This is a genomic window from Sediminibacterium sp. GW821-FHT12F12 (assembly GCF_058806635.1).
Genome location: NZ_JBXAPW010000001.1, coordinates 502,572 through 524,196, shown reverse-complemented (window position 1 = coordinate 524,196; position 21,625 = coordinate 502,572). Strand labels below are relative to the sequence as shown.

Annotated in this window: 25 protein-coding genes; 10 read left to right on the top strand and 15 right to left on the bottom strand. The window is 44.3% G+C overall.

Annotation, left to right across the window (positions count from 1 at the left end; translation table 11 throughout):
- Positions 1 to 49 precede the first annotated feature (49 nt).
- The 3 genes from AC1RNB_RS02150 (at position 50) to AC1RNB_RS02140 (ending at position 2,996) form a co-directional block, all read left to right on the top strand.
- Positions 50 to 1,498, top strand: a complete 1,449-nt coding sequence (locus tag AC1RNB_RS02150; protein ID WP_493080293.1) for an MFS transporter — start codon at positions 50 to 52, stop codon at positions 1,496 to 1,498.
- A gap of 51 nt (positions 1,499 to 1,549) precedes the next feature.
- A complete protein-coding gene (locus tag AC1RNB_RS02145) occupies positions 1,550 to 2,527 on the top strand; it encodes an ROK family protein (RefSeq protein WP_493080291.1) in 978 nt (325 codons plus the stop codon).
- Positions 2,528 to 2,618: 91 nt separating this feature from the next.
- On the top strand, positions 2,619 to 2,996 hold the full coding sequence (locus AC1RNB_RS02140; RefSeq protein ID WP_493080289.1) for a four helix bundle protein: 378 nt from the start codon (positions 2,619 to 2,621) through the stop codon (positions 2,994 to 2,996).
- A gap of 32 nt (positions 2,997 to 3,028) precedes the next feature.
- Here AC1RNB_RS02140 and AC1RNB_RS02135 read toward each other — a convergent pair whose 3' ends face one another.
- Entirely contained in the window at positions 3,029 to 3,265 is a 237-nt protein-coding gene (locus tag AC1RNB_RS02135) for a hypothetical protein (protein WP_493080288.1), read from the bottom strand.
- Positions 3,266 to 3,331: 66 nt separating this feature from the next.
- Complete coding sequence (locus tag AC1RNB_RS02130) at positions 3,332 to 4,252, bottom strand: IS1595 family transposase (protein WP_493080286.1); 921 nt, start codon at positions 4,250 to 4,252, stop codon at positions 3,332 to 3,334.
- A 222-nt stretch (positions 4,253 to 4,474) separates the two neighbouring features.
- Between AC1RNB_RS02130 and AC1RNB_RS02125 the strand changes: the two genes are divergently transcribed.
- From AC1RNB_RS02125 to AC1RNB_RS02115, 3 genes are all read left to right on the top strand, one after another.
- A complete protein-coding gene (locus AC1RNB_RS02125; protein ID WP_493080284.1) occupies positions 4,475 to 5,290 on the top strand; it encodes a hypothetical protein in 816 nt (271 codons plus the stop codon).
- 234 nt (positions 5,291 to 5,524) lie between these two features.
- The gene (locus tag AC1RNB_RS02120) at positions 5,525 to 5,680 is read left to right on the top strand and encodes a hypothetical protein (RefSeq protein WP_493080282.1); all 156 of its coding nucleotides are present in this window, start codon (positions 5,525 to 5,527) and stop codon (positions 5,678 to 5,680) included.
- A gap of 4 nt (positions 5,681 to 5,684) precedes the next feature.
- The gene (locus AC1RNB_RS02115) at positions 5,685 to 5,888 is read left to right on the top strand and encodes a hypothetical protein (protein ID WP_493080281.1); all 204 of its coding nucleotides are present in this window, start codon (positions 5,685 to 5,687) and stop codon (positions 5,886 to 5,888) included.
- 54 nt (positions 5,889 to 5,942) lie between these two features.
- On the opposite strand, the gene AC1RNB_RS02110 is transcribed toward AC1RNB_RS02115, so the two are convergent.
- The 3 genes from AC1RNB_RS02110 to AC1RNB_RS02100 all read right to left on the bottom strand — a co-directional run bounded on the left by AC1RNB_RS02110 (position 5,943) and on the right by AC1RNB_RS02100 (position 8,811).
- Positions 5,943 to 6,893 (bottom strand): phosphodiester glycosidase family protein, encoded by a 951-nt coding sequence (locus tag AC1RNB_RS02110; RefSeq protein WP_493080279.1) that lies wholly within the window; start codon positions 6,891 to 6,893, stop codon positions 5,943 to 5,945.
- A gap of 49 nt (positions 6,894 to 6,942) precedes the next feature.
- Positions 6,943 to 7,878, bottom strand: a complete 936-nt coding sequence (gene lipA, locus AC1RNB_RS02105; RefSeq protein WP_493080277.1) for a lipoyl synthase — start codon at positions 7,876 to 7,878, stop codon at positions 6,943 to 6,945.
- Positions 7,879 to 7,986: 108 nt separating this feature from the next.
- The gene (locus tag AC1RNB_RS02100; protein WP_493080276.1) at positions 7,987 to 8,811 is read right to left on the bottom strand and encodes a hypothetical protein; all 825 of its coding nucleotides are present in this window, start codon (positions 8,809 to 8,811) and stop codon (positions 7,987 to 7,989) included.
- 44 nt (positions 8,812 to 8,855) lie between these two features.
- Between AC1RNB_RS02100 and AC1RNB_RS02095 the strand changes: the two genes are divergently transcribed.
- Positions 8,856 to 9,260 (top strand): OsmC family protein, encoded by a 405-nt coding sequence (locus AC1RNB_RS02095; RefSeq protein ID WP_493080274.1) that lies wholly within the window; start codon positions 8,856 to 8,858, stop codon positions 9,258 to 9,260.
- A 131-nt stretch (positions 9,261 to 9,391) separates the two neighbouring features.
- Here the strand turns inward: AC1RNB_RS02095 and AC1RNB_RS02090 are convergent, their stop codons facing one another.
- From AC1RNB_RS02090 to AC1RNB_RS02060, 7 genes are all read right to left on the bottom strand, one after another.
- Entirely contained in the window at positions 9,392 to 10,669 is a 1,278-nt protein-coding gene (locus AC1RNB_RS02090; protein WP_493080272.1) for a DUF2851 family protein, read from the bottom strand.
- 72 nt (positions 10,670 to 10,741) lie between these two features.
- Positions 10,742 to 11,329 (bottom strand): Maf family protein, encoded by a 588-nt coding sequence (locus AC1RNB_RS02085; RefSeq protein ID WP_493080270.1) that lies wholly within the window; start codon positions 11,327 to 11,329, stop codon positions 10,742 to 10,744.
- A gap of 14 nt (positions 11,330 to 11,343) precedes the next feature.
- Positions 11,344 to 12,288: a geranylgeranylglycerol-phosphate geranylgeranyltransferase gene (locus AC1RNB_RS02080; protein WP_493080268.1), complete on the bottom strand. Its 945-nt coding sequence runs from the start codon at positions 12,286 to 12,288 to the stop codon at positions 11,344 to 11,346.
- Between the two features lie 46 nt (positions 12,289 to 12,334).
- Positions 12,335 to 12,850 carry a KdsC family phosphatase gene (locus AC1RNB_RS02075; RefSeq protein WP_493080267.1) on the bottom strand — a complete coding sequence of 172 codons (516 nt, stop codon included), beginning with the start codon at positions 12,848 to 12,850 and terminating at the stop codon, positions 12,335 to 12,337.
- A gap of 76 nt (positions 12,851 to 12,926) precedes the next feature.
- Positions 12,927 to 13,166 carry a Fe-S cluster assembly protein IscX gene (gene iscX / locus AC1RNB_RS02070; protein WP_493080266.1) on the bottom strand — a complete coding sequence of 80 codons (240 nt, stop codon included), beginning with the start codon at positions 13,164 to 13,166 and terminating at the stop codon, positions 12,927 to 12,929.
- A 44-nt stretch (positions 13,167 to 13,210) separates the two neighbouring features.
- The gene (locus AC1RNB_RS02065; protein ID WP_493080265.1) at positions 13,211 to 13,546 is read right to left on the bottom strand and encodes a 2Fe-2S iron-sulfur cluster-binding protein; all 336 of its coding nucleotides are present in this window, start codon (positions 13,544 to 13,546) and stop codon (positions 13,211 to 13,213) included.
- Positions 13,547 to 13,902: 356 nt separating this feature from the next.
- The gene (locus tag AC1RNB_RS02060; RefSeq protein WP_493080263.1) at positions 13,903 to 14,718 is read right to left on the bottom strand and encodes a Rossmann-like and DUF2520 domain-containing protein; all 816 of its coding nucleotides are present in this window, start codon (positions 14,716 to 14,718) and stop codon (positions 13,903 to 13,905) included.
- A 12-nt stretch (positions 14,719 to 14,730) separates the two neighbouring features.
- Between AC1RNB_RS02060 and AC1RNB_RS02055 the strand changes: the two genes are divergently transcribed.
- Positions 14,731 to 15,603 (top strand): alpha/beta hydrolase, encoded by an 873-nt coding sequence (locus AC1RNB_RS02055; protein ID WP_493080261.1) that lies wholly within the window; start codon positions 14,731 to 14,733, stop codon positions 15,601 to 15,603.
- A 143-nt stretch (positions 15,604 to 15,746) separates the two neighbouring features.
- The gene (topA, locus tag AC1RNB_RS02050; RefSeq protein WP_493080260.1) at positions 15,747 to 18,338 is read left to right on the top strand and encodes a type I DNA topoisomerase; all 2,592 of its coding nucleotides are present in this window, start codon (positions 15,747 to 15,749) and stop codon (positions 18,336 to 18,338) included.
- Between the two features lie 98 nt (positions 18,339 to 18,436).
- On the opposite strand, the gene AC1RNB_RS02045 is transcribed toward topA, so the two are convergent.
- Positions 18,437 to 19,522 carry a fatty acid desaturase family protein gene (locus AC1RNB_RS02045; protein ID WP_493080259.1) on the bottom strand — a complete coding sequence of 362 codons (1,086 nt, stop codon included), beginning with the start codon at positions 19,520 to 19,522 and terminating at the stop codon, positions 18,437 to 18,439.
- Positions 19,523 to 19,773: 251 nt separating this feature from the next.
- Between AC1RNB_RS02045 and AC1RNB_RS02040 the strand changes: the two genes are divergently transcribed.
- The gene (locus AC1RNB_RS02040; protein ID WP_493080258.1) at positions 19,774 to 20,646 is read left to right on the top strand and encodes a transglutaminase family protein; all 873 of its coding nucleotides are present in this window, start codon (positions 19,774 to 19,776) and stop codon (positions 20,644 to 20,646) included.
- Here the strand turns inward: AC1RNB_RS02040 and AC1RNB_RS02035 are convergent.
- Both AC1RNB_RS02035 and AC1RNB_RS02030 read right to left on the bottom strand, forming a co-directional pair.
- Positions 20,640 to 21,080, bottom strand: coding sequence for a GNAT family N-acetyltransferase (locus AC1RNB_RS02035; RefSeq protein ID WP_493080256.1), 441 nt, complete (start codon positions 21,078 to 21,080; stop codon positions 20,640 to 20,642). The genes AC1RNB_RS02040 and AC1RNB_RS02035 overlap by 7 nt on opposite strands.
- Before the next feature lie 68 nt (positions 21,081 to 21,148).
- Positions 21,149 to 21,559, bottom strand: a complete 411-nt coding sequence (locus tag AC1RNB_RS02030) for an OsmC family protein (RefSeq protein WP_493080254.1) — start codon at positions 21,557 to 21,559, stop codon at positions 21,149 to 21,151.
- Positions 21,560 to 21,625: the final 66 nt, after the last annotated feature.

Genomic DNA, 21,625 nt, shown 5'->3' with positions numbered 1-21,625 from the left:
GTAGTTACTTTAGACTGTCATAAATAAGAAAAACCTCTAACGACTACTTATGAATCAAAAAACCAACTGGTCCCAATTTGGCACCCTTATCTCTGTATTCTTTTTCTGGGGATTTGTAGCTGCTTCCAATGATATCCTGATCCCGGTTTTCAAAAAAGCTTTTGATCTCTCCCAGGCGCAAAGCCAGTTGGTATCTCTTGCATTTTATGTTGCCTATACCGTGGGTTCCCTGATTTACTTTGGCGTTTCGAAAATGATGGGGGGTGATGTATTGAACAGGATTGGTTATAAAAACGGTATCGCACTGGGGTTAATTATTTCGGCGATCGGTACTTTATTGTTCTATCCCGCTGCTAATGATGGCTCATTTACATTAATGATTACAGGATTGTTCATTGTAGGTCTGGGTTTTTCGCTGCAGCAGATTGCAGCTAATCCATTAGCCATTGTGATTGGCGATCCGAAAACAGGTTCGCAGCGTTTGAATATGGCAGGTGGCATTAATAATTTCGGAACCACTATCGGTCCTTTGCTGGTAAGTTTTGCCATTTTCGGCAGTGTGGCGGCCGGATCCACAGAAGCCAGTATCGAAAGTGTAAAAACACCTTATCTTGTTTTAGGTGTTGCCTTTGTTTTGGTAGCTGTTTTCTTTAAGTTTTCAAGTATTCCCAATAAAATAGACCTGGATGCAGTTGCTGAAAGTGAAGCAGAAACCGATAGTAAAGTATTGCATAAAGCATCAGTATTTCAATACCCACAGCTGATTTTAGGCATGATTGCCATCTTTGTATATGTGGGTGTGGAGGTAGCTACAGCCAGTAACCTTCCCGAGTATATGAAGCAACATCTGAATATGCCAACCAACCAGATGGCTCCTTATATCTCGCTTTATTGGGCGAGTTTGATGATGGGCAGATGGACAGGGGCTGTAGGCGCTTTTGACGTAAGTGCCGGCGCCAAAAAAATTCTGAACTTCCTGATGCCATACCTCGCGTTTGGTGTTTTCTTAGCAGTGAATGCGATTGCGCAGCATGATATCAGTTCATTTTATGTATATGGTTTCATCATCATTACCATGATTGCAGGTGATATTCTGAGTAAGGGTAACCCTGCAAGAATGTTACTTATCTTTTCAACACTTGGTATTATTGCTTTGGTTATCGGCATGTTTACCACCGGAATGACCAGCGTATTCGCCTTTACCAGCGTGGGCTTATTCTGCAGTACTTTATGGCCCTGCATTTTCACATTGGCTATTGCCGGATTGGGCAAACACACCAACCAGGGTAGCAGTCTGCTGATCATGATGATCATGGGTGGCGGTATCATCAGCTGGTTACAAGGATATGTAGCCGCAGACCATCTGCTGGGTATTCAATTCAGTTATATTGTAGGTGCACTTTGTTTTGCATACCTGGCTTTTTATGCCATCCGCTGTAAGGCTATTTTGCGATCACAGGGAATTGATTACGATATCAAAACAAGCGGAGGTCACTAAATCTTATTAAACAAACCTGCTTTCTATCCGGAAAAGGAAAATTCAAGTTATATGCCAAGAACAAAACCCAGTTTAGAACAGTTAGCAATAGGAATTGATATCGGTGGTACCGGAACAAAATTCGGAATCGTTGACAGGCTTGGCAACCTCCTTTTTTCGAGCGAAATGTCTACCCGCAAACACAAGGAAGTAGAAACTTTTATAGATGACCTGCATGCGAATCTTGTACCCATGATTGAACAGGCAGGTGGAATTGGCAGGATGAAAGGCATTGGTTTGGGTGCACCCAACGGGAACTACTATACCGGTACTGTTGAATATGCGCCCAATCTTCCCTGGAAAGGAATCCTGCCTTTGGCCAAGATGGTAGAGGAAAAATTTAAACTGCCTGTGGTACTGACCAACGACGCCAATGCAGCTGCCCTTGGCGAAATGATGTATGGAGCCGCACAGGGCATGAAAGATTTTATCATGATCACGCTGGGTACCGGCGTTGGCAGCGGTATCGTAGCCAATGGCAAACTCATTTATGGACATGATGGTTTTGCAGGCGAACTGGGACATACCATCATCATTCCCGATGGACGTATGCACGATGGAACCGGTAAAAAAGGATCCCTCGAAAGTTATGCATCAGCCACCGGTGTTCGTTTAACGGCACTGGAACTGTTGGAAAAAAATGATACCCCCAGCCTGCTCAGAAACGTAAACAAAGACGAGCTGGATTCGAAAAAAGTATACGATGCCGCCATGGAAGGTGATGAACTGGCCAAAGAGATCTTTGAATACACAGGTAAAATACTGGGTATGGCTCTCGCTAATTTTGTGATGTTCTCGAGCCCGGAAGCGATTGTGTTATTCGGAGGTTTAACCAAAGCCGGCGACCTCATCCTCAAACCCACCCGCGAACACATGGAAGCCAACCTCATACAGGTATTTCAGAATAAAGTAAAAATCCTCGTCAGCCATCTGAAAGAATCTGACGCTGCGATTTTGGGAGCGAGTGCGTTGGTCTGGGAGTTGAAGTAATTAACAATTAGCAATTAAAAATTAAGAATTAAGTATAAATACGCTATGACGATTTTGAAGCATTTGCTACTTTGGTGGCAAATGCTTTCTTATGAAGGGAGATAATATTGTTTTGGATAAGAGTTATCAGTTTTCTTTAAGAACTGTTTCACTTTTCCGGTATTTAACAGCAGAAAAAAAAGAGTTCCCTCTTTCTAAACAACTTCTACGTGCAGGCACGTCTATTGGCGCCAATATTGATGAAGCCATGGGCGGTTCTTCCAGAAATGATTTCAAAGCAAAGCTGGATATCGCTCACAAAGAAGCCCGCGAAACAAAATACTGGCTCAGGCTACTCAGAGATAGTACGATCCTGGAAACAAAAGCAGCCGATTCTATGATTCAGGACTGCGAAGAATTACTTAAACTACTCGTTGCCATTCTCAAATCCCTGAAATCCCAGACTCCTCACCCAACAATTAATTATTAATTTTGGCAACTATATAGGAGTTGGGACAAGAGTTAAAATGTTATGTTTTTATTATTTGATAAGTATTGCTCCTTTGATACTTCGTTAATACTGGCAAAAACGATTTCTATCCTTTTTGCGTTTGGGTGTTTCTGTTTTAGACTTCCTTTAAGATTGTCCTTTACACTTTGTTGATGGTTATTGTTATCCGATGAATGAACACCAATTTGACCGCTACCGGTTTGCACACCATCTACCAATTCTGAGTATGTAAAAATGAAATAACCCATGTTTTTTATTTAAAAGTAACAAAAAAGGCTGCAATTAGCAGCCTTTTAATATTGGATAATGTTGATTTACTTGCCGGTTAATGTGTCATAAGTTAATCTTTTTGAGTCTGCACCTTTAACGGCTGTTTCAAATTTCTCTACACCGGTGTCTTGCCTGTTATTATAGCGGTACTCAAACTCGGTTGCATAGCGTTGTAAATGCTGTGGGGAAACATAGTGGTAGATGCCAATTATCCCCCTTTTAAATGTACTCCAAAAATTCTCCATATTGTTTGTAGTAAAGCATCCGCTTGCATACTGTCCTTCACTGTGGTTTATTGAAACGTGGAAGAAATCTGCATCTAATGATTTGTGATACTGCCTCGCTTCATCTGTTACCATAATGCTACCCTTGTCAATCCATTTTTGAACAACTGGAAGTATAGTACCTATTTCAGTGTTAGGAATAACTAAAGTCTTTACTTTGCCAGTAATGCTTCGCGCACCAAATACAATAGACTTTCCTTTGCCGCCCTGTGTATTTTTATGCTTCTTATCAGCATGTCTATTTTTATTCAATCCACCTACAAGCGTTTCATCTATCTGTACAACATCAGCAAATTTTTCATTTGCACTATCTGTGAGCATAGCACGAATACGGTGATTTAAAAACCAAGCTGTTTTTTGTGTGACACCTAATTGCTCTGCAAGCTGTAAAGAACTAACACCCTTTTTAGAAGTGGATATTAAATACATAGCACCAAACCAAAGACGTAAACTGATTTTAGTATTCTCGAATATTGTTCCGCTAATAACAGTAAACTTCTTAGTACATAGCTTTTCCCCACATTTAAACCCCCTGTTAGTGCGGTATATCTTCCCGGCATTGCCGCAATGAGGACAAGCCACATTACCACCCCAACGTTGTTGCTCATACCAATCTTTACAGGTTTGTTCGTCCTTAAAGAAGTCTAATAGTTGTTGTAAGTTCTTGAATTGTGTTTCCATCTCAATTAATTGTACAGTAAACATACAATTAGTCCCAATATCTATCTAATTTAAACTAAAAATGTTTACAAGTTTTTTAAATTTCATTTGCAATTTAAAACATATTTTCTGTGTAATTAATTGAAAATCAATATTATAAGAATTTGTATAACATTTGTAAAATAATTTGTTGAATTTGTTGTTAGTATTTCCATTATCTTTATGGTGCGAAAACGTTAAAAAATGAATAATGATCAATCTCAAGTAGAACAATCTTCTACTGTCAAGCCTAAAAAAGTAATTGAAAGAAGTGCAGCATACCCTTCAATCTCCATTGAAGAAGCAGTGCAATTTGTGGAAGGTATTGCCAAAAACTTTCCTGGTTCGCCATTCATTAGTAGAGATGATATTGCTGCCGTTTTAAAAACAAAGGCAAATTACATTCATAGGGATATTGCAGCCGCCTCACAGTACGGACTATTAAATAGAAAAAAAGAGTCATACCAAGTTTCGGAATTATTTAAAACCATTTACAACCATCTCTCTGAGGCAGAAAAACGAAAATGCTTATTGGAAGCGTTTGGTTCCCCAAAGTTATATCAAGATTTAATAAACAATCACGATGGGCATGTAGTGCCTCCAGAACTAAAAACAATCTTAATTAGATTTCACAGGATTGCCGAAAAGGCAGCACCGGATGTTGCTGCCCTATTTCTTGAAAATGCAAGATTTGTAGGAGCAGCAAATGAGCACAATATTTTAAATTATAAACAACAGTTGGAAAAGGTAAGCGCTCCGGGGTTTGAGTATGCAGAAGTAATTACAGAAACTCCTGTACAACAAAATAATAACAATAATCAAATAATTGATTTACCCCCAGAAAAAGAGCACCCCAAAAAAGAGCAATTACGTCTTCCTGATTTGCCTAATTCGGAAGATATAAAAATACCATTATCGGGAAAGCAATTTGCTTTCTTACGATACCCAAGTGATATTAAGAAAAAAGATATTGAAATTTTAAGAAAACAACTTGATCTATTAGAATTATTAGCAGAATAAAATAAGGGGAAATAAAAATTCCCCCTTGTAATTCTTCGTTTGCGAAAACGTTAAGAATAAAGATATAGACCAGCAAAGTTTCGGCATCAATATATGTGCCGTTAACCCTTCAGCACCGCTCTCTCATCAGGAGTTTCTCATTAGACGTAAGGTGTGCTGCGGGGGCTTTGTTGTTATTACGAAGGTACGCATATATATGTATATAGACAAGCTAAAAATTCGTAAATTTATCACATGGCAAAGGAAATAAAAGGCGGTAAACCTGTAAAAAAAAGAGATGCTAAATACGAACCGAAAGTTACGTTCAACGGTACTTTTGAGCAAATGATAGCCATATCTACAACTGGTGCTGGTGCAAAGAAAAAAGAAGCTAACCCACCCAAAAAATAAGTATATGAACGAGGATTTAAAAAAAGAGGCAATTAGCGTTTTCAAGGAATTAACCGAAGAAACAGCGAAATATTTTAAAGAAGATAAACTGATTGACGCTTCTGTACTTCTTAATGTTATTGATATTGTTAATTCAAATGATAAAGAAAGATTAGAAAAATATATACGACTAACTAGGTTTTATATTGATAGTCTTAAAATTGATTGATTTTTTTATTTCACCTTGTCCCAACTGCTATATAGTTGCCTTAATTTTTAATTGCTAATTCTTAATTAAAAATACTGCCGGCACCGCTCTCTGCCCCTCCTTATCACTGGGCGTAATGGTTTGTTTCCCGTTCACGAGTAAACAACTGCTGCCACCGCCATCGAGGTTCAGTGCTTCTATGCAACCGATCTGCTGCAGCATCTGTGCGGTTTGTGTAAGTGTGGCACCCTCAGCTTTTCCGGGGAAACGGCCTTGTATAGCGAGAAAAATCAACTGACCATCTGCCGTATAACCCATGGCAGAGCGGGGATGTTTGTCGTTGATAGCTTTACCGGCAAATTTCAGTTCTTCGTTATTAGTGATGTTGATCGCTCCGTTCTGTACCAATACCGGGCCACCACCAACTGCCGTTTCCATTTTCCATTTGGAAAATTTACCTGACTGCAACATTTGTTGCAGACTGTGATGCGGAATAGAATCTTTCCATGGTTTAACGGGCTGCTGACTGGCATACGCATACCTGGCAGCTGAATCAGTATATAACCAGGCCACATCAGCCCTGCGTTTTTTGGAGATACCGATAGCGCTGCCGAATACATGCCGGTAAGTAAGCGTGTCTTTGCCTTTCAGCGGAAGTGTGTGTACCTGGTAAGCACGCAAACTACCGTCTTTGATCACCACATTCAGGTTGCTGTTGTGCACAAACTCAAAAAAAGTAGTATTCATTACCAGCAGCGGCTGGTTTTCCTGTTCATAGTATTGTGTGGGCGTTAATCTTTTCCCGTTTCCTGTCTGCGTAGAAAACTGCAGGGATTTTTCATGCAGGTCAGCACTTACATAGTAGGCAATATTGGGTTTGCCTTCTGTTTCATCCGTTGTTTTATACACATGCACTCCTTTCGGAAGCGGCTGGTATAATGAGTCCACATTTTTCCACTGCCATTGGGCCTGCGAAACCAGGCTGGAGAACAAAATGCTGATGTAAAAAATGATCCATCTTTTCATATTGCAATGATAAAAAGAAACGCCCGGTTAAGCCGGGCGTTCAGTATAATTAAAGAGTTACCATTTGTTTTTCTTCTTCCCATTTAGCTTTGCCATATCCGGGAATCACATGTTTTTCGCTGTGATAGGACGAACGTACCAGCGGACCGCTTTCTACATAATCAAATCCCAGCTCATAACCAATGGTCCGCAGTTCGGCAAACTCGTCCGGATGCACAAATCGTTGTACGGCTAAATGTTTTTTAGTGGGTTGCAGGTACTGTCCGAGTGTTAATACATCGGTACCTACGGCAACCAGGTCTTTCATACTCTGGATCACTTCTTCCTTGGTTTCGCCCAGTCCCAGCATAATACCCGTTTTGGTACGCATACCTCCTTTTTTCAGGGTATGCAATACTTCCAGGCTACGGCGGTATTTGGCCTGTATGCGTACCTGGCGTGTCATACGCTCAACGGTTTCCATATTATGGCTAACCACATCAGGGGCTGCGTTGATGATGCGTTGGATCTGGTCTGCCTTACCCTGAAAATCTGGGATCAGGGTTTCCAGGGTGGTTCCCGGATTCAGTCCTTTCACGGCTTCAATCGTATTGTACCAGATGATCGATCCGCCATCTTTCAGTTCATCACGGTCAACACTGGTGATCACCGCATGTTTCACTTTCATCAGGTGAATGGCTTCTGCCACACGCTGGGGTTCATCCCAATCAACGGCTTCCGGTCTGCCGGTAGCCACAGCACAGAATCCGCAGCTGCGGGTGCATATATTACCGAGTATCATAAAAGTGGCAGTACCCTCTCCCCAGCACTCGCCCATATTGGGGCAATTACCGCTTTCGCAGATGGTGTGCAGTTTATGGGTATCTACCAGACCTCGTACATGTTTATAGCTTTCGCCCAATGGCAGTTTTACACGAAGCCAATTGGGTTTTTTCAGGGCGGGTTCCGCAGCGTTCACTTTCGCTACCACAGGTAATTCTTGCATGGGCACTGATTCAGTTAGGAGTTAGGAGTTGGGGTCTGGAGTTGGAATACTACTTTATAGCACTCATCATCCCTGACGCCGGACACCTGACTTTTTTGCAAAAATAGCTTACTTTCTCTTACCAAAAACAAGGGCGATATAGGCGTTGAAAAAGAACTTCCGTTCCTTGTTCAACAGCAGGATGGGCATGGTTTTGGAGTAATATTCGGCGTTGATGCCCACTTCCATGGCAGAAAGTACTTCATTATACCTGCCATAGTCGAAACGCAGGGCCGCACGGGCATGGGCGCCGGGTACAAACTGGATCTCGTTAAAACCTTTGGTGAGGCCTCCTTTTCCGATAATAATACTGGGGTCGAGGAACAGGCTCTCGTTGCTAACATCGTATTTGATCTGTTCCCGGGCATTGGTTGAAGGGTTCTGGATTTCGATATAATAGGGCTTCAGCAAACCAGCCGAAAAACCGCCACCGTAAATGGCAGATACCGCCACACCGTTTTTATTGCCTTTACCGCCAATCAGTAATTGCTGGCCAAGGCCACCTTTGAGGTAGTAGAAATTATTCCGTTTGCCGTAAATATAACTGGAGATCACCAGGAAGCCCTGCGAAGCGCTGAGGGTGGGAACTTTCTCTTCTTTCCGGTCTTTTCTCTCGCCCAGTTCCAGCCACCAGAGATTGGTTTTGTTGATGGTTTTATACTTGCCATGTTCATAGAACATACTCCAGGCATCGGTGTTGAATTTAAAACCAAATGCACCCTGCTTCTGGAAGATCAGGGCTCCTTCTTCTTCCTGTTTGATCAACTGGTTGATCTTTTCGCGACGCTCTGCTTTTTTCAGCTGTCTGGCATCAGCATTGGCAGACTTTACATTCTGCTGTGCAGAAACAGAGAGCATACCCAGCATACCTACGATTAAAAATAGCTTCTTCACTTCCATTTGGTTTGTTACTTGTAAATTTATGGCAAAATGATTCAATGACTTCACAAATTATTTATAAAGGTGAGCTCCGTACAGCCGCTACTCACCTGCAAAGCGGCTCCGTTATCGAAACCGATGCGCCCACTGATAACCAGGGTAAAGGCGAACTCTTTTCGCCCACCGATCTGGTAGCTACCGCCCTCGGCGCCTGCATGATCACCACCATGGGCATCAAAGCCCGCACCATGGATATTGTGCTCGATGGTACCCGGCTGGATGTAACCAAAGTGATGGCCAGCGATCCCCGCCGGATCAGCAAGATCGTCGTACACCTTTTTTTCCCCAACACCCTGCAACTCGACGACAAACAAAAAGAGATCCTCGAAAGAACCGCCCGTACCTGTCCCGTTGAAAGGACATTACACCCGGATGTGGAACTGGACATGCAATTTAATTGGTGAGTAGTCAGTATTGGGGTGAGTAGTGAGTAGGGAGTAGGGAGTACCTGTTTCTCACTATATACTCACTACTCACTACTCACTACTCACTACTCACTACTCACTACTCACTACTCACTACTCACTACTCACTACTACAAGACGTCATTTCTCAGTATTCTGTTGCCTACTGCACAATCTAAACATCGCCTGTGCAGGCAATAATGGTTTGTTAATTCTATCAATGCCTGCGAATCGGTGGCGGCGCGGAGCGGGATGCCCATTCTTTGCCACTTGCGGCTGATCTGGTTTTGTTCTGCCGGTAAGGCATACATCCATTGCATCGCTCTTTCCTGGTAGCTATCGTTCCGGCTATATAAGCCATAGGCAAATAACAAAGGTAACACCGTGTTGATGAATATATTCTCTGCCATCTGTTTACCAAGGTGTTTGGGCTGGTAGGCGGTTTCTTCATCAAAACGGTAATGATAGTGCCAGTAATCATTGGCCGTAACCATGAAACAGTTCTGCAGTTTTTCCAGCCTTTCCGTTTCTTTAATGGTAGCGAACAGATGCGGAAGGGTATGTATCAGCATAGCCAACTGTGCCAGCCGCACGGTAGGAAATGAAGCGGGCCGCATCCGCAAAAAAGCGGGCGCTTTTTGTACGGGCTGCAGCCGGTATTTCTTTTTCAGAAAGCGATATTCACGCTGCAGCAACAGTGCATAATCATCCTGATACTTCCCGCTTAACAGGTTGGCCTGCCCCAGTAAAAGCGCTTCCAGTTGCTGCAGCTGGTTTTTATGTCTGGCCAGTAGCTGCACCGGAATACTCCTGGCCACCAGCTCAAACAAACTGCTGTTTACTTTGGTACCGAAATTAGCAGCCAGTAACCACCAGCAAATCTCTTCCCAATGGCGGGTGTTCCCCTCCAGCATGGCCAGTATCTGCCGTGCCTTGCGTTCCAGTCTTTCTGCCGCCAGCCTTTCCTTCCAGGCAAACCAGCCCAGTTGATCCAGTGCGGGCAAAAAACTATGACAGGGTATCACTACCATCGCTTCCATCATCTCACGGTAACGTTCCAGTAATAGTTTGGGGATCAGGGATTGCAATACCAGTGTGGGTACCCGGTTGCCAACCTCATCAAATACCGGCCTGTCGTCCACCCACACCACATGCAGAATAATATTACGATAATGATTGTCGGCACCATGCCGGTGTTTAACCCAGTCTGAAGAAGTGATATGGATCTCTACATTGCCGATCCACCGGGTATTTTCTATGCGGATAGCGGCTTCTGAGAAATCGGGACCCTGGTGGTGGTTCCAGACACCGGGTTTATCTATCTGTAATTTTTCGCCGGCAGTGGTAACCAATGCCTGTTTCTGGAAATACTGGAACTGCCAGATGAACTGTAGTAATCTTTCATTCATATACTACCGCTTTTGTTGCGGCCAAATGAAAAATTACAAAGGAAAACTACGGTATAAATACCTGATTTTCGTTCAGGAATTTATTGTATGTAATGCATGCACCACCCGACTTACCGGTAACCCCATCACGTTATAAAAATCGCCCTTAATGGAAGCAATGCCTACCACGCCGATCCATTCCTGAATAGCATAGGCGCCGGCTTTGTCGTAAGGTGCATATTTATCTACATAAAAAATGATCTCTTCTTCTGTCAGCGGATGAAAGCTTACTTCCGTACAATCGGCAAAAGTGATTTCTCCTTCTTTGTGCAGTAACACCACACCAGTGATCACCTGGTGTTGTTGTCCGGATAACGCACGCAGTATCGCAATGGCATCTTCCCTATCGGTGGGTTTGCCAATCACACAGTTGTCAAGTACCACAATAGTATCTGCTGCCAGAATGGTTTTTCCCTGGTATTCGCCATGAAAAGCATCTTTCACATGATCTTTCACCGCCAGTGCTTTGTTACGGGCAATATGAATGGCTGTATCTTCCAGACTGATCCCTTCCGGATAAGATTCATCGGTGATCTGTACGATCACTTCAAACGGAACCTCGGCCCATTCCAGTAACATTTTACGCCTGGGCGATTGGGAGGCTAGGATGATATGCTGCATATACAACGACTGATTTAGTGGGAGAAATAAATCCTGAAAAAGAACATGGAAAGAATTCCGGTGAACATGACCAGTTTTACGACGGTACTGAGTTGATGAAAGTCGTCCGGTGTTTTGGCCCTGAACAGTTTCCGTAACACCCAGAGCAGGGGAAAGATGATCAGCAACAGGCAGTACAAAGCACTATGCCACCAGCCAAACGGGATCACATACACCTGCAGAACACTCAGCACGGCTACCAATACGATGATCCATACCGCCACAAATACTTTGCTTGCATTCATTCCCCAGAGAATGGGCATGGTACGGCAGCCGTATTTGCGGTCGCCCTCCACGTCTTCCATGTCTTTTACCACTTCACGGATCAGCGAAATAATAAAGGCGAAAGATGCATACAATACCGCAAAACGGAAGAACCGGATTTCGTTATGATCTGCCAGTAACAAAGAGCGGATGTTGAGTGGATATTTTGCAAAAAAGATCACCAGTATTACCCATGCGGTTAATACCGAGATCAGCACATTGCCGATCAGCAATTGTTTTTTCAGGTTGGTGGAGTAAAACCACAATAAGATAATACTTGCAAAGTTGGCGAGTACCAGGTGCCAGTAATCGGCTATGGATAATGCAGATACGGTGAAGAAGAGTCCGAGCAAACTCAGGAACATATGCCAGAAAATAACCCAGCGGCGACTGATAATCACATTCACCACCACTTTATCCGGTTTGTTTACCTGGTCTATGTTCAGATCAAAATAATCATTGATGATATAACCTGCAGCAGCAATCAATACAGATGCTGATAGAAGAAAAATAAACTGCCTGGTTTCTCCAGGGGTATTTCCCACAGGCGCATAAATTCCCCGATAAACACAATACTCGAACAGCACCTGCGTAAGTGCAATAAAGACCAGATTAGGCCAGCGAACCAGCCGGAAGAAAGCAGCGAGTATTTTCAAAATCTGCATTTAACGATATACGATCACCGCGTAACCGCGATAGGGTTTATTGTGCTCTTACACTACTGTCTTCTCCCCAATCGCCACGCAGTTTCATTACTTTTTCTATCACATCCCTTACACAACCCGTTCCTCCCGTAAGATGGGAAATATAAACCGATTTTTCTTTGATCTCCTGTACAGCATCTGCCGGGCAGCAGGGCAGACCTGCCAGCTGTATCACCTGCAGATCAGGCATATCATCACCCATGTATAAAACAGCTTCCGCAGCCAATTCATGCTTTTGCATATATTCCTTTAATACAGCAGGTTTATCACTCACCTGCATCCAAACATTGGTTACACCCAGTTTTTCAAGCCTGTCTTTTACTTCGGGAGAATTACCACCCGAAATCACCAGTACGCGATATCCTTTTTTAACAGCAAGCTGCAACGCATAGCCATCCTTGATACTCATACTTCGTGCCATAACACCACCTGGCAAAACCAGCAGATTGCCATCGGTTAATACGCCGTCAACATCAAAAACAAAAGTGGTGATATGTTTAAATTTGTGCAGCAATCGGTTGCCTGGTTTATTAGGTTACTGGTTTTCTTGTTTATTGGTATATACTGCCACCAGTAAACTGAGAAACCGACTATTTCTGATTGTCTCTCCACTCGTACACCCAACTGCTCTGGATCATTTCCAGGTGCCCTTCGGTGCTTTGCTCGCGGGTGCCATCGAAGTTAGGGATCTCGAGGATCCACTCCAGCAGGTCGGTAAAACGGACCCGGTAAATTCTGCCTTCGTTAAACTCATCGCCGAAGCGCTCATATAATTTCATCGCAATATCTTCGTGGTCGTTCCAGTGTATCGGCGGTTCAAAATGGCTCATGTCGGGTTAGGGATTTGTGTTGGGTGTTTGGGTTTGCAATGCGCTTATTCGCCTAAGAATTGGGTCTGGTCGGGCAGGGTAATCTCCACTTCGCCGCTGCCGGCCTGTAACACACACTGGCAACCCAGCCTTGAATTGATGCGTGGATTAACGGCACGGTCTATAAAATCCTCTTCCCTGTCGCCCAGCTCTTCCAGGTAAGTCATGCCATTGTCTACATAAATATGACAGGTACTGCAGGCACAAACAGCTCCACAGTTATGGTGCAGTTCAATATTATTGTCTAAACACACTTCCAGCAGGCTCTGGTCGGGCGCGATATTGGTCAGGGTAACGGGTTCGAGCCCCTTTTCTTCAAATTTGATCTTAATCGTATACATACATCCGTGTTGGGTGGCAAAAGTATCTTAGAATCCTTATTTAACCATTCGAGTTACGGAAAAGTTTAAGGAAGGAAAGAAAACTGTAAACAATACTGCAAACAGTAAGCTAATTAACCAGCGATTATCAATATAAATAAATTTTAATGCATAGATCTCGCCTTTCTATTTTCCTCCGCCGCCTGAAAAAAGCCTTTGGCAGAAAATAGGAGCACTTTGGCAGAATGCGTTAGGGGGTATCCCCCTGACTTTTGCAATTTTACCCTGTTAATAACAAGAGCGTCTATAAAAATAGTTTTTCGGATAAAGCAGGTTGAATAATTCGGTGCCGGTTTCTACCGGCACTTCTTTTTGTGTTAACCCCGGAAGCTTTGGCGAATACTGTTGCTCAATACCTGGTACAGTTGTTTTGCCTGTGGGTACTGTTCCAGTAAAACCAGGTGTTTTTCTTCCGTTTGCCGGTCGCCGCGAAAAGCCGGTCCGGCCTGTGCCTGTGCCGGGTGCTGCTGCAACAGATTCTGTACCGTAGCTTCAATGATCGGATAAAATAAACCGAAATCAATCTTTTCTGCTGCACAGAAATCTGCCGCCAGGTGGTACAAATGGTTGCTGAAATTAGACGTAAAAGCCGCTACCAGGTGCATTTTCAAACGCATCTCATCATCTGCCCTGACAATCGTATCAGTAAAAACCGCCGCCAGTTCTTCCACCTGCCTGATCACTTCATCCGAGCTCCCATCCACTACCATCGTTACCGGCCCAAGCGCGGGCATATCTTTCCTGATCATTTTCATGGGCCAGAGTACACCATAACGGGTACTCACATGCTGTAACAGTGTTTTCGGAACCGAACCTGCTGTATGAATCACCAGCCGGTCCTGCAGTGCCAGGCGGGCCGCTATTTCCGGTAAAGCTTCATCCGTAACGGCTACCAGGTAAAGATCCGCACTGCCCTCCAATCTGCCCAGATCAGTAATAGCTTCCGCCCCCAGTTCCACTGCCAGTTTGTTGGCACTCACTGCATCTCTTGCATATACCTGCGCTACTTTGTATACTTTATTTACTTTATTTACTTTATTTACTTTATTTACTTTATCCACTTCATTTACCCTACACAACTCCCTCCCCAGCACCGTGGCAACATTACCCGCACCTATGATACTAACCTGCATATCTTTGATCTTATGAAGATGAAATTAGCACAAAGGCTGCTCATAGGGTATTATAAAAACAAACTCAAACTGATTGGCCTGGTTTCGCCGCGTAAAGCTGCCGAAACCGCTTATAAGATCTTCTGTACCCCTTTCCCCGTTAAACTCCCCAAAAAATCACCACCGGTATTTCACAAGGCGGAGAAACTGTCTTTTGAGATGGATGGCCTTACCATCCGGGGCTTTCGCTGGTTACCGGAACATCCCAACGGGAAAAAGGTCCTGATTGTACATGGTTTCAGCAGTTATAGCTACAAATTCGAGAAATACATTCAACCCTTGAAAAAAGAAGGGTTTGAAGTGCTGGCTTTCGATGCCCCCGCCCATGGTACCAGTGAGGGTAAACTGATCAATGCCTATATATATAAGTGCGCCCTGTTAGCAATAGAAAAACTGTTCGGCCCCCTGTACGGCATCATGGGACATTCGCTGGGCGGATTAGCCGCTGCTCTGGCTTTTGAGGTTTTGCCGGGTAATGAAAACCGAAAACTGGTATTGGTGGCCCCGGCTACCGAAACCAACCGGGCCATCGAAAATTTCTTTACCCTCATACCCGTAGATGATAAAGTAAAACTGGCTTTTACCGGTTTGATTGGCGAACTGACCGAACATCCTGTCAGCTACTATTCTGTGAGCCGGGCGGTAAAAGCCCTGCATGCCCCGGTTTTATGGGTACACGACCGGCAGGATACGATCTGCTCTTTTGAAGACGTAAAACCACTGCTGACGCAGGATCTGCCGCATGTACAGTTTGAAATAACCGAGCAGTTGGGCCATAGTAAAGTGTACAAAGACAACCGGATCTGCAGCCGGATCGTGCATTTTTTCAGTAACCCGGTTTCCTGATATTTTTTGTGTTTTGCCGGTTTCAACTAATATTGCAGGGTCAGACACCTTATTTTCTCCCCATCCGGGGAGACTTTTTTAGGGGGTTGGACATTTTCGAAGAACCATATAAAAGAACCGTCAGAGGCGGATGAAAAGGCTGTATGGCAAAGAACTTACTGATCGTTGAGTCACCGGCAAAAGCCAAAACCATAGAGAAGATCCTCGGAAAAGATTTTGAGGTGAAAAGCTGTTATGGCCATATCCGTGACCTGGAAAAAGATGACATGGGCATTGATGTAAACAATCATTACCAGCCCAGGTACAAAGTACCCGACGATAAAGAACGTGTGGTAAAAGAATTGCGTCAACTGGCCAAAAAAGCAGACGAAGTATGGCTGGCATCGGATGAGGACCGTGAAGGGGAAAGCATCAGCTGGCACCTGGCCGAAGTATTGGGTCTGGACCCAAAAGTAACCAAGCGGATCGTTTTTCACGAGATCACTGCACCGGCCATCCGCAAAGCGGTAGATAATCCCCGCCTTATCAATATGAACCTGGTGAATGCCCAGCAGGCAAGGCGCGTATTAGACAGGCTGGTGGGTTTTGAACTGAGTCCGGTACTCTGGCGCAAGATCGGCATGCAGCGCAGCCTCAGTGCCGGCCGTGTACAGAGTGTGGCCGTTAGACTGATCGTTGAACGCGAAAGAGAGATCAATCAGTTTATTCCCGAGAGCAGTTATAAGGTAGAAGCCTATTTTACTTCACCTGATATCAACGGCAAAACCGTTACGTTCAAAGCAGAAGGCCCCAATAAAATGCAGACCGAGACAGATGCGAAAGCTTTTCTCGAAACCTGCAAGGGTGCCCGCTATACCGTTACAGACATACAGGTAAAACCGGCCAAACGTACACCTGCTGCACCTTTTACCACTTCTACCCTTCAACAGGAAGCCTCCCGTAAAATGGGTTACAGTGTGAGTAAAACCATGTTGCTGGCGCAGAAACTATACGAAAGCGGTAAGATCACGTACATGCGTACAGACAGTATCAACCTGAGTGATACCGCACTTGATGATATCCGCAACCAGGTTACCAAAGCCTATGGCAGCGAATACCACCAGCCACGCAAATTCAAGAACAAAAACGAAAATGCGCAGGAAGCCCACGAAGCCATCCGCCCTACTTATATGAGCAATACTTCGGTGGAAGATGAAGATACCCGAAGATTATACGAACTGATCTGGAAGCGAACCATTGCTTCGCAGATGAGTGATGCCGAATTTGAGAAAACCACGGCCCGGATCAATGTTAGCAGCAATAACGAAACACTTTCTGCCAACGGCGAAGTGATGAAATTCGACGGTTTCCTGAAAGTATATCTCGAAGGTAAAGACGAAGAAGATGAAGAAAGCACCGAAGGTATGCTGCCGCCGCTGGCCGCAGGACAGGTGCTGGATTTTACCCGCATGACGGCCACTGAAAAATTTACCCGCCCGGCTGCCCGTTATACGGAAGCTTCGCTGGTGAAGAAACTGGAGGAACTGGGTATCGGACGTCCTTCAACTTACGCTCCTACGATCTCTACCATTATGAAGCGGAATTATGTAGAGAAGCGGGATAAGGAAGGTGTGAAAAGAGAGATCAGGTTACTCACCCTTACCAAAAAAGACGCGGTAGAGAAAGAGATTTTACAGGAAAACACCGGTGCGGAGAAGAACAAATTATTCCCCACCGACCTCGGTGCCGTAGTAACCGACTTCCTGAAACAATATTTTACCAAGGTGATGGATTTTGGCTTTACCGCCAAGATTGAGCAGGAGTTTGACCTGATTGCCGAGGGAAAAATTGCCTGGAGTAATATGATCGATGGCTTTTACAAGCCCTTCCACGAAACCATTGAGCATACACTCGAGAATGCGGAGCGTGCCAAGGGCGAAAGGGAGCTGGGTATGGATGAGGTCACCGGCAAAAAAGTGATCGCCCGTATGGGCCGCTATGGCCCCATGGTGCAGATCGGCGATACGGCCAATGAAGAAGAGAAACCCCGGTTTGCCAAACTGCGTCAGGATCAGAGCATTGAGACCATTACCATGGAAGAAGCCATGCAACTGTTCTCCCTGCCACGAACACTGGGCGAATATGAAGGACAGGAACTCTCTGTAAACGTAGGCCGTTTTGGTCCCTATATTAAACTGGGCGAGCAATTTATCTCAATCCCCAAAGGTGAGGACCTGCATACCATTGAACTCGACAGGGCCATCCAGCTGATCAACGAGAAGCAGCTGGCCGATGCACCGATCGCTTTCTACAATGAATTACCGGTAACCAAAGGCAAGGGACGTTTCGGGCCATTTATCAAGTGGAACGATATGTATATCAATATTCCACGGGCCTATAATTTTGATGCACTCTCGCAAAGCGATATCGATGAACTGATCAGTAAGAAAATTGATAAGGAAGCCAACCGCTTTATCAAACAATGGCCTGCTGAGAAGATCTCCATTGAAAATGGACGTTGGGGCCCCTTCATCCGCTTCAATAAAAAAATGCTGAAAATGGGCCGTAAAGCCGATGCGGGCAAATACACGCCGGAAGAACTGGCCGATGTGGAACTGGAAGAGATCAAAAAAATGATCGAGGCCCAGGTACCTAATGCATTTGCCAAAAAAAGCGCCGCCAAAAAAACGGCTACTAAAACGGTAAAAAAAGCAGCCAAAAAAGCGGCACCTAAAAAGGCGGCGAAGAAAAAATAACACTGATAAAATTCAAAAGACAAAATTAAAAAGTCAAAAGAGAGCGATTTCTTTTGACTTTTTAATTTTGTCTTTTTACTTATAAACCGTTTAGTGATTTAGTCGTATTTCCCCATCTGCCGCAGAAACCTGACGTGCGCCACTACTGCTCTGCGCATGGTAGGATACTCGATATACTGCAACTGGTATTCGCGGCATACATTTCTTACGATCTCGCTGATGGCGGGATAGTGTACGTGTGAAATCTTAGGAAACAGATGGTGTTCGATCTGGAAATTCAGTCCACCTACCAGCCAGCTAACGAGTTTGTTATTGGTAGCAAAATTGGCGGTTGTTTTGATCTGGTGAGCGGCAAATTCATCGGGCATTTTATGCGTATCCACATCTGCCACAGGAAAAGAAGTATGTTCTACCGTATGCGCCAGCTGGAATACAATACTCAGTACAAACCCGGCAAACAGGCTCATGGTTAAAAAACCTACTATCCAGCTTACCCAACCCACTGCAATGATGGGAATCACGATAAATACAGCAGCATGGTACACTTTCACGCTCCAGAATTCAAAATGATCTGCAAAGCTCATTTTCTTCAAAGGCACATTACCGATCTTTTTGGAAAAATATTTCTGGTAATCGGTGAAGAAGATCCAGAACACATATAACAACATATAGAGGAACCAGAAATAGAAATGCTGGAAACGATGCATTTTATACCGCTTCTGTGTGGGGGCCATCCGCATGAGAATGCCGATCTCGATATCATCATCCACCCCGTCGATATTGGTAAAACTGTGGTGGATCATGTTATGTTTCATGTTCCACATAAAATGGTTGGCACCGAGCAGGCTGATAGAAGAAGCCGCAATGCGGTTCATCACTTTGTTATTGCTGAAACTGCCGTGGCTACCATCGTGCATCACATTAAAGCCGATAGCGGCAACAAAACCGCCTAAAACAACACATTCCGCCAGGGCAACATACCAGACAGGTGTCCAGACGAGTAAATGAATATACACCAATACAAAACCGATCACCATGATGATGGCTTTGGTAAATAACTTAGGGTTTCCGGTAGAATCGATACCGCGTTCATCAAAATAAGCCTGTACTCTTTTTTTGAGGTCTGTGTGTAAGGATTGATTGGATTCGGTACTGGGGAATTTGGGAATGGCAAACTGTGACATAGATAACTTTACTGATAATGTGCAAAGGTACCTATTAATGAAGTATCGGGACTGTTAAACCCGCTTTTTTTTAGAGATGGGTTGCCCATAACGAAGCAAACAACTGTTTATTATGTTAAAGCTTTGCCATATTTCCACACCTGTGGGATAACTTCCTGCACACATATCCGAAAAAAATAATTTAGTTTGATGCTGAAAGCACATGGGAATCAACTGAATACCATACTGATTACCCCCATGTAGTAACATCTATGCAGGAAACCAGAGAGATCAACGCGCTGTTTACATTAATAGATGACCCGGATGAGGAAGTGTATTCCACCGTTTCGGAGAAGATTGTAGCGTACGGTAAGAATATCATTCCCAACCTCGAGCATCTCTGGGAAACCACGCTCAGTGAAGACGTACAGGAGCGGATCGAAATGATCATTCACCACCTGCATTTCACCGACCTGGAGCACGACCTGATAGAATGGCGCGACAGTGCTTATCACGATCTTTTATTCGGTGCCCTGCTGGTTGCCAAATTTCAATACCCCGATCTGCATACCACACCTGTGTTGCAGGATGTAGAAAAAATCCGCCGTAATGTATGGCTGGAACTGAACAGCTTTTTAACGCCGCTTGAACAGGCCAATGTACTCTCCAGCATCATTTATAATTATTACAATTTAAAAGGGGTGGAAGTGAATTACGAGCACCCCGACGAGTTCTTTATCCATAAAGTACTCGAAAGTAAAAAAGGGAATGCGCTGGCCAATGGCATCCTGTACCAGGTGATGTGCGATCTGCTGGATATCAATGCGAGGATCATCAATATCCCCAGGCAGTGTATCATTGCTTTTTATCATTCAGATTATGATGCGGCCACACATGTGGGTCATCCGCAGGATAAGATCCATTTTTATGTGGATGCTACTACCGGGCAGGCATTTTCCCATAAAGACGTTGAAAATTATTTCCAACGCTTATCGCTGCCCCCCTCTCCTTCCTATTTTAAACCGCAATCGCATATGCGGATCATACAGGTATTGCTGGAAGAAGTGGCCAAATGTTTCGACAGGCCATCGCATGCTTACAAACAGCAGGAATTACTGAAGCTGGCGGCTTTGTTTGATCAGTAGTGGTAATAGTAGGTAAAGAACTCTTCGTCTTTCTCCCATTTATTACGCTCATACACTCTTTGTGCGCGATGGTTATGATGGGCCGTTTGCAGTACCAGCCAGCCACTCGCTGTTTCGGCTCCCAGTTCCTGCGCCGCCTTGAGTAAAGCATCTGCAGCACCGGACCCACGTGTTTCCGGAACTACATACAGGTCGTTAAGCACCCAGGCCCGTTTCAGCCCGATAGAAGAAAAAACAGGATAGAGCTGGGTAAATCCTACCAGCTTCCCGTCCAGGAAAGCGAGGAAGATCACTGATTCGTTTTGCTGTATCCTTTCGGAAAGGAATTGTTTGGCAGCTTCCTTATCGGAAGGTTGTTGATAAAAGATCCTGTACTGGTCAAATAATCCGGCCAATGCATCAACATCTTCGAGCTGCGCTTTACGGATATTCATAAAAAGAAGTTGAGCAACATCATTTCTAACCAGCCTGAGAGTGAGAAATGATGTTGCAGGTATTCAAACTATAGTAAAATGGCTTCCAGGCTGATTTCCATATTGTATACTTTGCTCACCGGGCAATTGGCCTTGGCATCTGCCGCACATTCCTGAAATTTCTCCGGCGTTATACCAGGTACTCTGGCCTTAACAGATAGGTCGGATCTGGTGATAACACCTTCTTCCAGCGAAATGGCACAACTCGTTTCGAGTGCTTCCGGTGTAAACCCTGCGGCGCCCAGTACAAAAGAAAGTTTCATAGTAAAACAACCGGCATGGGCTGCTGCCATCAACTCTTCGGGATTGGTTCCCACACCTTCTGCAAAACGGGAATTAAAAGAGTATTGGGTTTTGTTCAGAACGGTACTTTGGGTAGAAAGGGTACCATTGCCTTCTTTGCCGGATCCGTTCCAAATGGCGGTTGCAGTACGTTTCATGTGTGTTTGATTTTAGATGAAAAAAATAATTTGAAAATGTGTTAATTTGAAAATGTATGCAGCCTA

What these genes read in the sequence shown, in the direction of transcription:
- AC1RNB_RS02150 (WP_493080293.1), top strand. Translation starts at nt 50, where the DNA reads ATGAATCAAAAAACCAACTGGTCCCAATTTGGCACCCTTATCTCTGTA.
- AC1RNB_RS02145 (WP_493080291.1), top strand. Translation starts at nt 1,550, where the DNA reads ATGCCAAGAACAAAACCCAGTTTAGAACAGTTAGCAATAGGAATTGAT.
- AC1RNB_RS02140 (WP_493080289.1), top strand. Translation starts at nt 2,619, where the DNA reads ATGAAGGGAGATAATATTGTTTTGGATAAGAGTTATCAGTTTTCTTTA.
- AC1RNB_RS02135 (WP_493080288.1), bottom strand. Translation starts at nt 3,265, where the DNA reads ATGGGTTATTTCATTTTTACATACTCAGAATTGGTAGATGGTGTGCAA.
- AC1RNB_RS02130 (WP_493080286.1), bottom strand. Translation starts at nt 4,252, where the DNA reads ATGGAAACACAATTCAAGAACTTACAACAACTATTAGACTTCTTTAAG.
- AC1RNB_RS02125 (WP_493080284.1), top strand. Translation starts at nt 4,475, where the DNA reads ATGAATAATGATCAATCTCAAGTAGAACAATCTTCTACTGTCAAGCCT.
- AC1RNB_RS02120 (WP_493080282.1), top strand. Translation starts at nt 5,525, where the DNA reads ATGGCAAAGGAAATAAAAGGCGGTAAACCTGTAAAAAAAAGAGATGCT.
- AC1RNB_RS02115 (WP_493080281.1), top strand. Translation starts at nt 5,685, where the DNA reads ATGAACGAGGATTTAAAAAAAGAGGCAATTAGCGTTTTCAAGGAATTA.
- AC1RNB_RS02110 (WP_493080279.1), bottom strand. Translation starts at nt 6,893, where the DNA reads ATGAAAAGATGGATCATTTTTTACATCAGCATTTTGTTCTCCAGCCTG.
- lipA (WP_493080277.1), bottom strand. Translation starts at nt 7,878, where the DNA reads ATGCAAGAATTACCTGTGGTAGCGAAAGTGAACGCTGCGGAACCCGCC.
- AC1RNB_RS02095 (WP_493080274.1), top strand. Translation starts at nt 8,856, where the DNA reads ATGACTTCACAAATTATTTATAAAGGTGAGCTCCGTACAGCCGCTACT.
- AC1RNB_RS02090 (WP_493080272.1), bottom strand. Translation starts at nt 10,669, where the DNA reads ATGAATGAAAGATTACTACAGTTCATCTGGCAGTTCCAGTATTTCCAG.
- AC1RNB_RS02085 (WP_493080270.1), bottom strand. Translation starts at nt 11,329, where the DNA reads ATGCAGCATATCATCCTAGCCTCCCAATCGCCCAGGCGTAAAATGTTA.
- iscX (WP_493080266.1), bottom strand. Translation starts at nt 13,166, where the DNA reads ATGAGCCATTTTGAACCGCCGATACACTGGAACGACCACGAAGATATT.
- AC1RNB_RS02065 (WP_493080265.1), bottom strand. Translation starts at nt 13,546, where the DNA reads ATGTATACGATTAAGATCAAATTTGAAGAAAAGGGGCTCGAACCCGTT.
- AC1RNB_RS02060 (WP_493080263.1), bottom strand. Translation starts at nt 14,718, where the DNA reads ATGCAGGTTAGTATCATAGGTGCGGGTAATGTTGCCACGGTGCTGGGG.
- AC1RNB_RS02055 (WP_493080261.1), top strand. Translation starts at nt 14,731, where the DNA reads ATGAAGATGAAATTAGCACAAAGGCTGCTCATAGGGTATTATAAAAAC.
- topA (WP_493080260.1), top strand. Translation starts at nt 15,747, where the DNA reads ATGGCAAAGAACTTACTGATCGTTGAGTCACCGGCAAAAGCCAAAACC.
- AC1RNB_RS02045 (WP_493080259.1), bottom strand. Translation starts at nt 19,522, where the DNA reads ATGTCACAGTTTGCCATTCCCAAATTCCCCAGTACCGAATCCAATCAA.
- AC1RNB_RS02040 (WP_493080258.1), top strand. Translation starts at nt 19,774, where the DNA reads ATGCAGGAAACCAGAGAGATCAACGCGCTGTTTACATTAATAGATGAC.
- AC1RNB_RS02035 (WP_493080256.1), bottom strand. Translation starts at nt 21,080, where the DNA reads ATGAATATCCGTAAAGCGCAGCTCGAAGATGTTGATGCATTGGCCGGA.
- AC1RNB_RS02030 (WP_493080254.1), bottom strand. Translation starts at nt 21,559, where the DNA reads ATGAAACGTACTGCAACCGCCATTTGGAACGGATCCGGCAAAGAAGGC.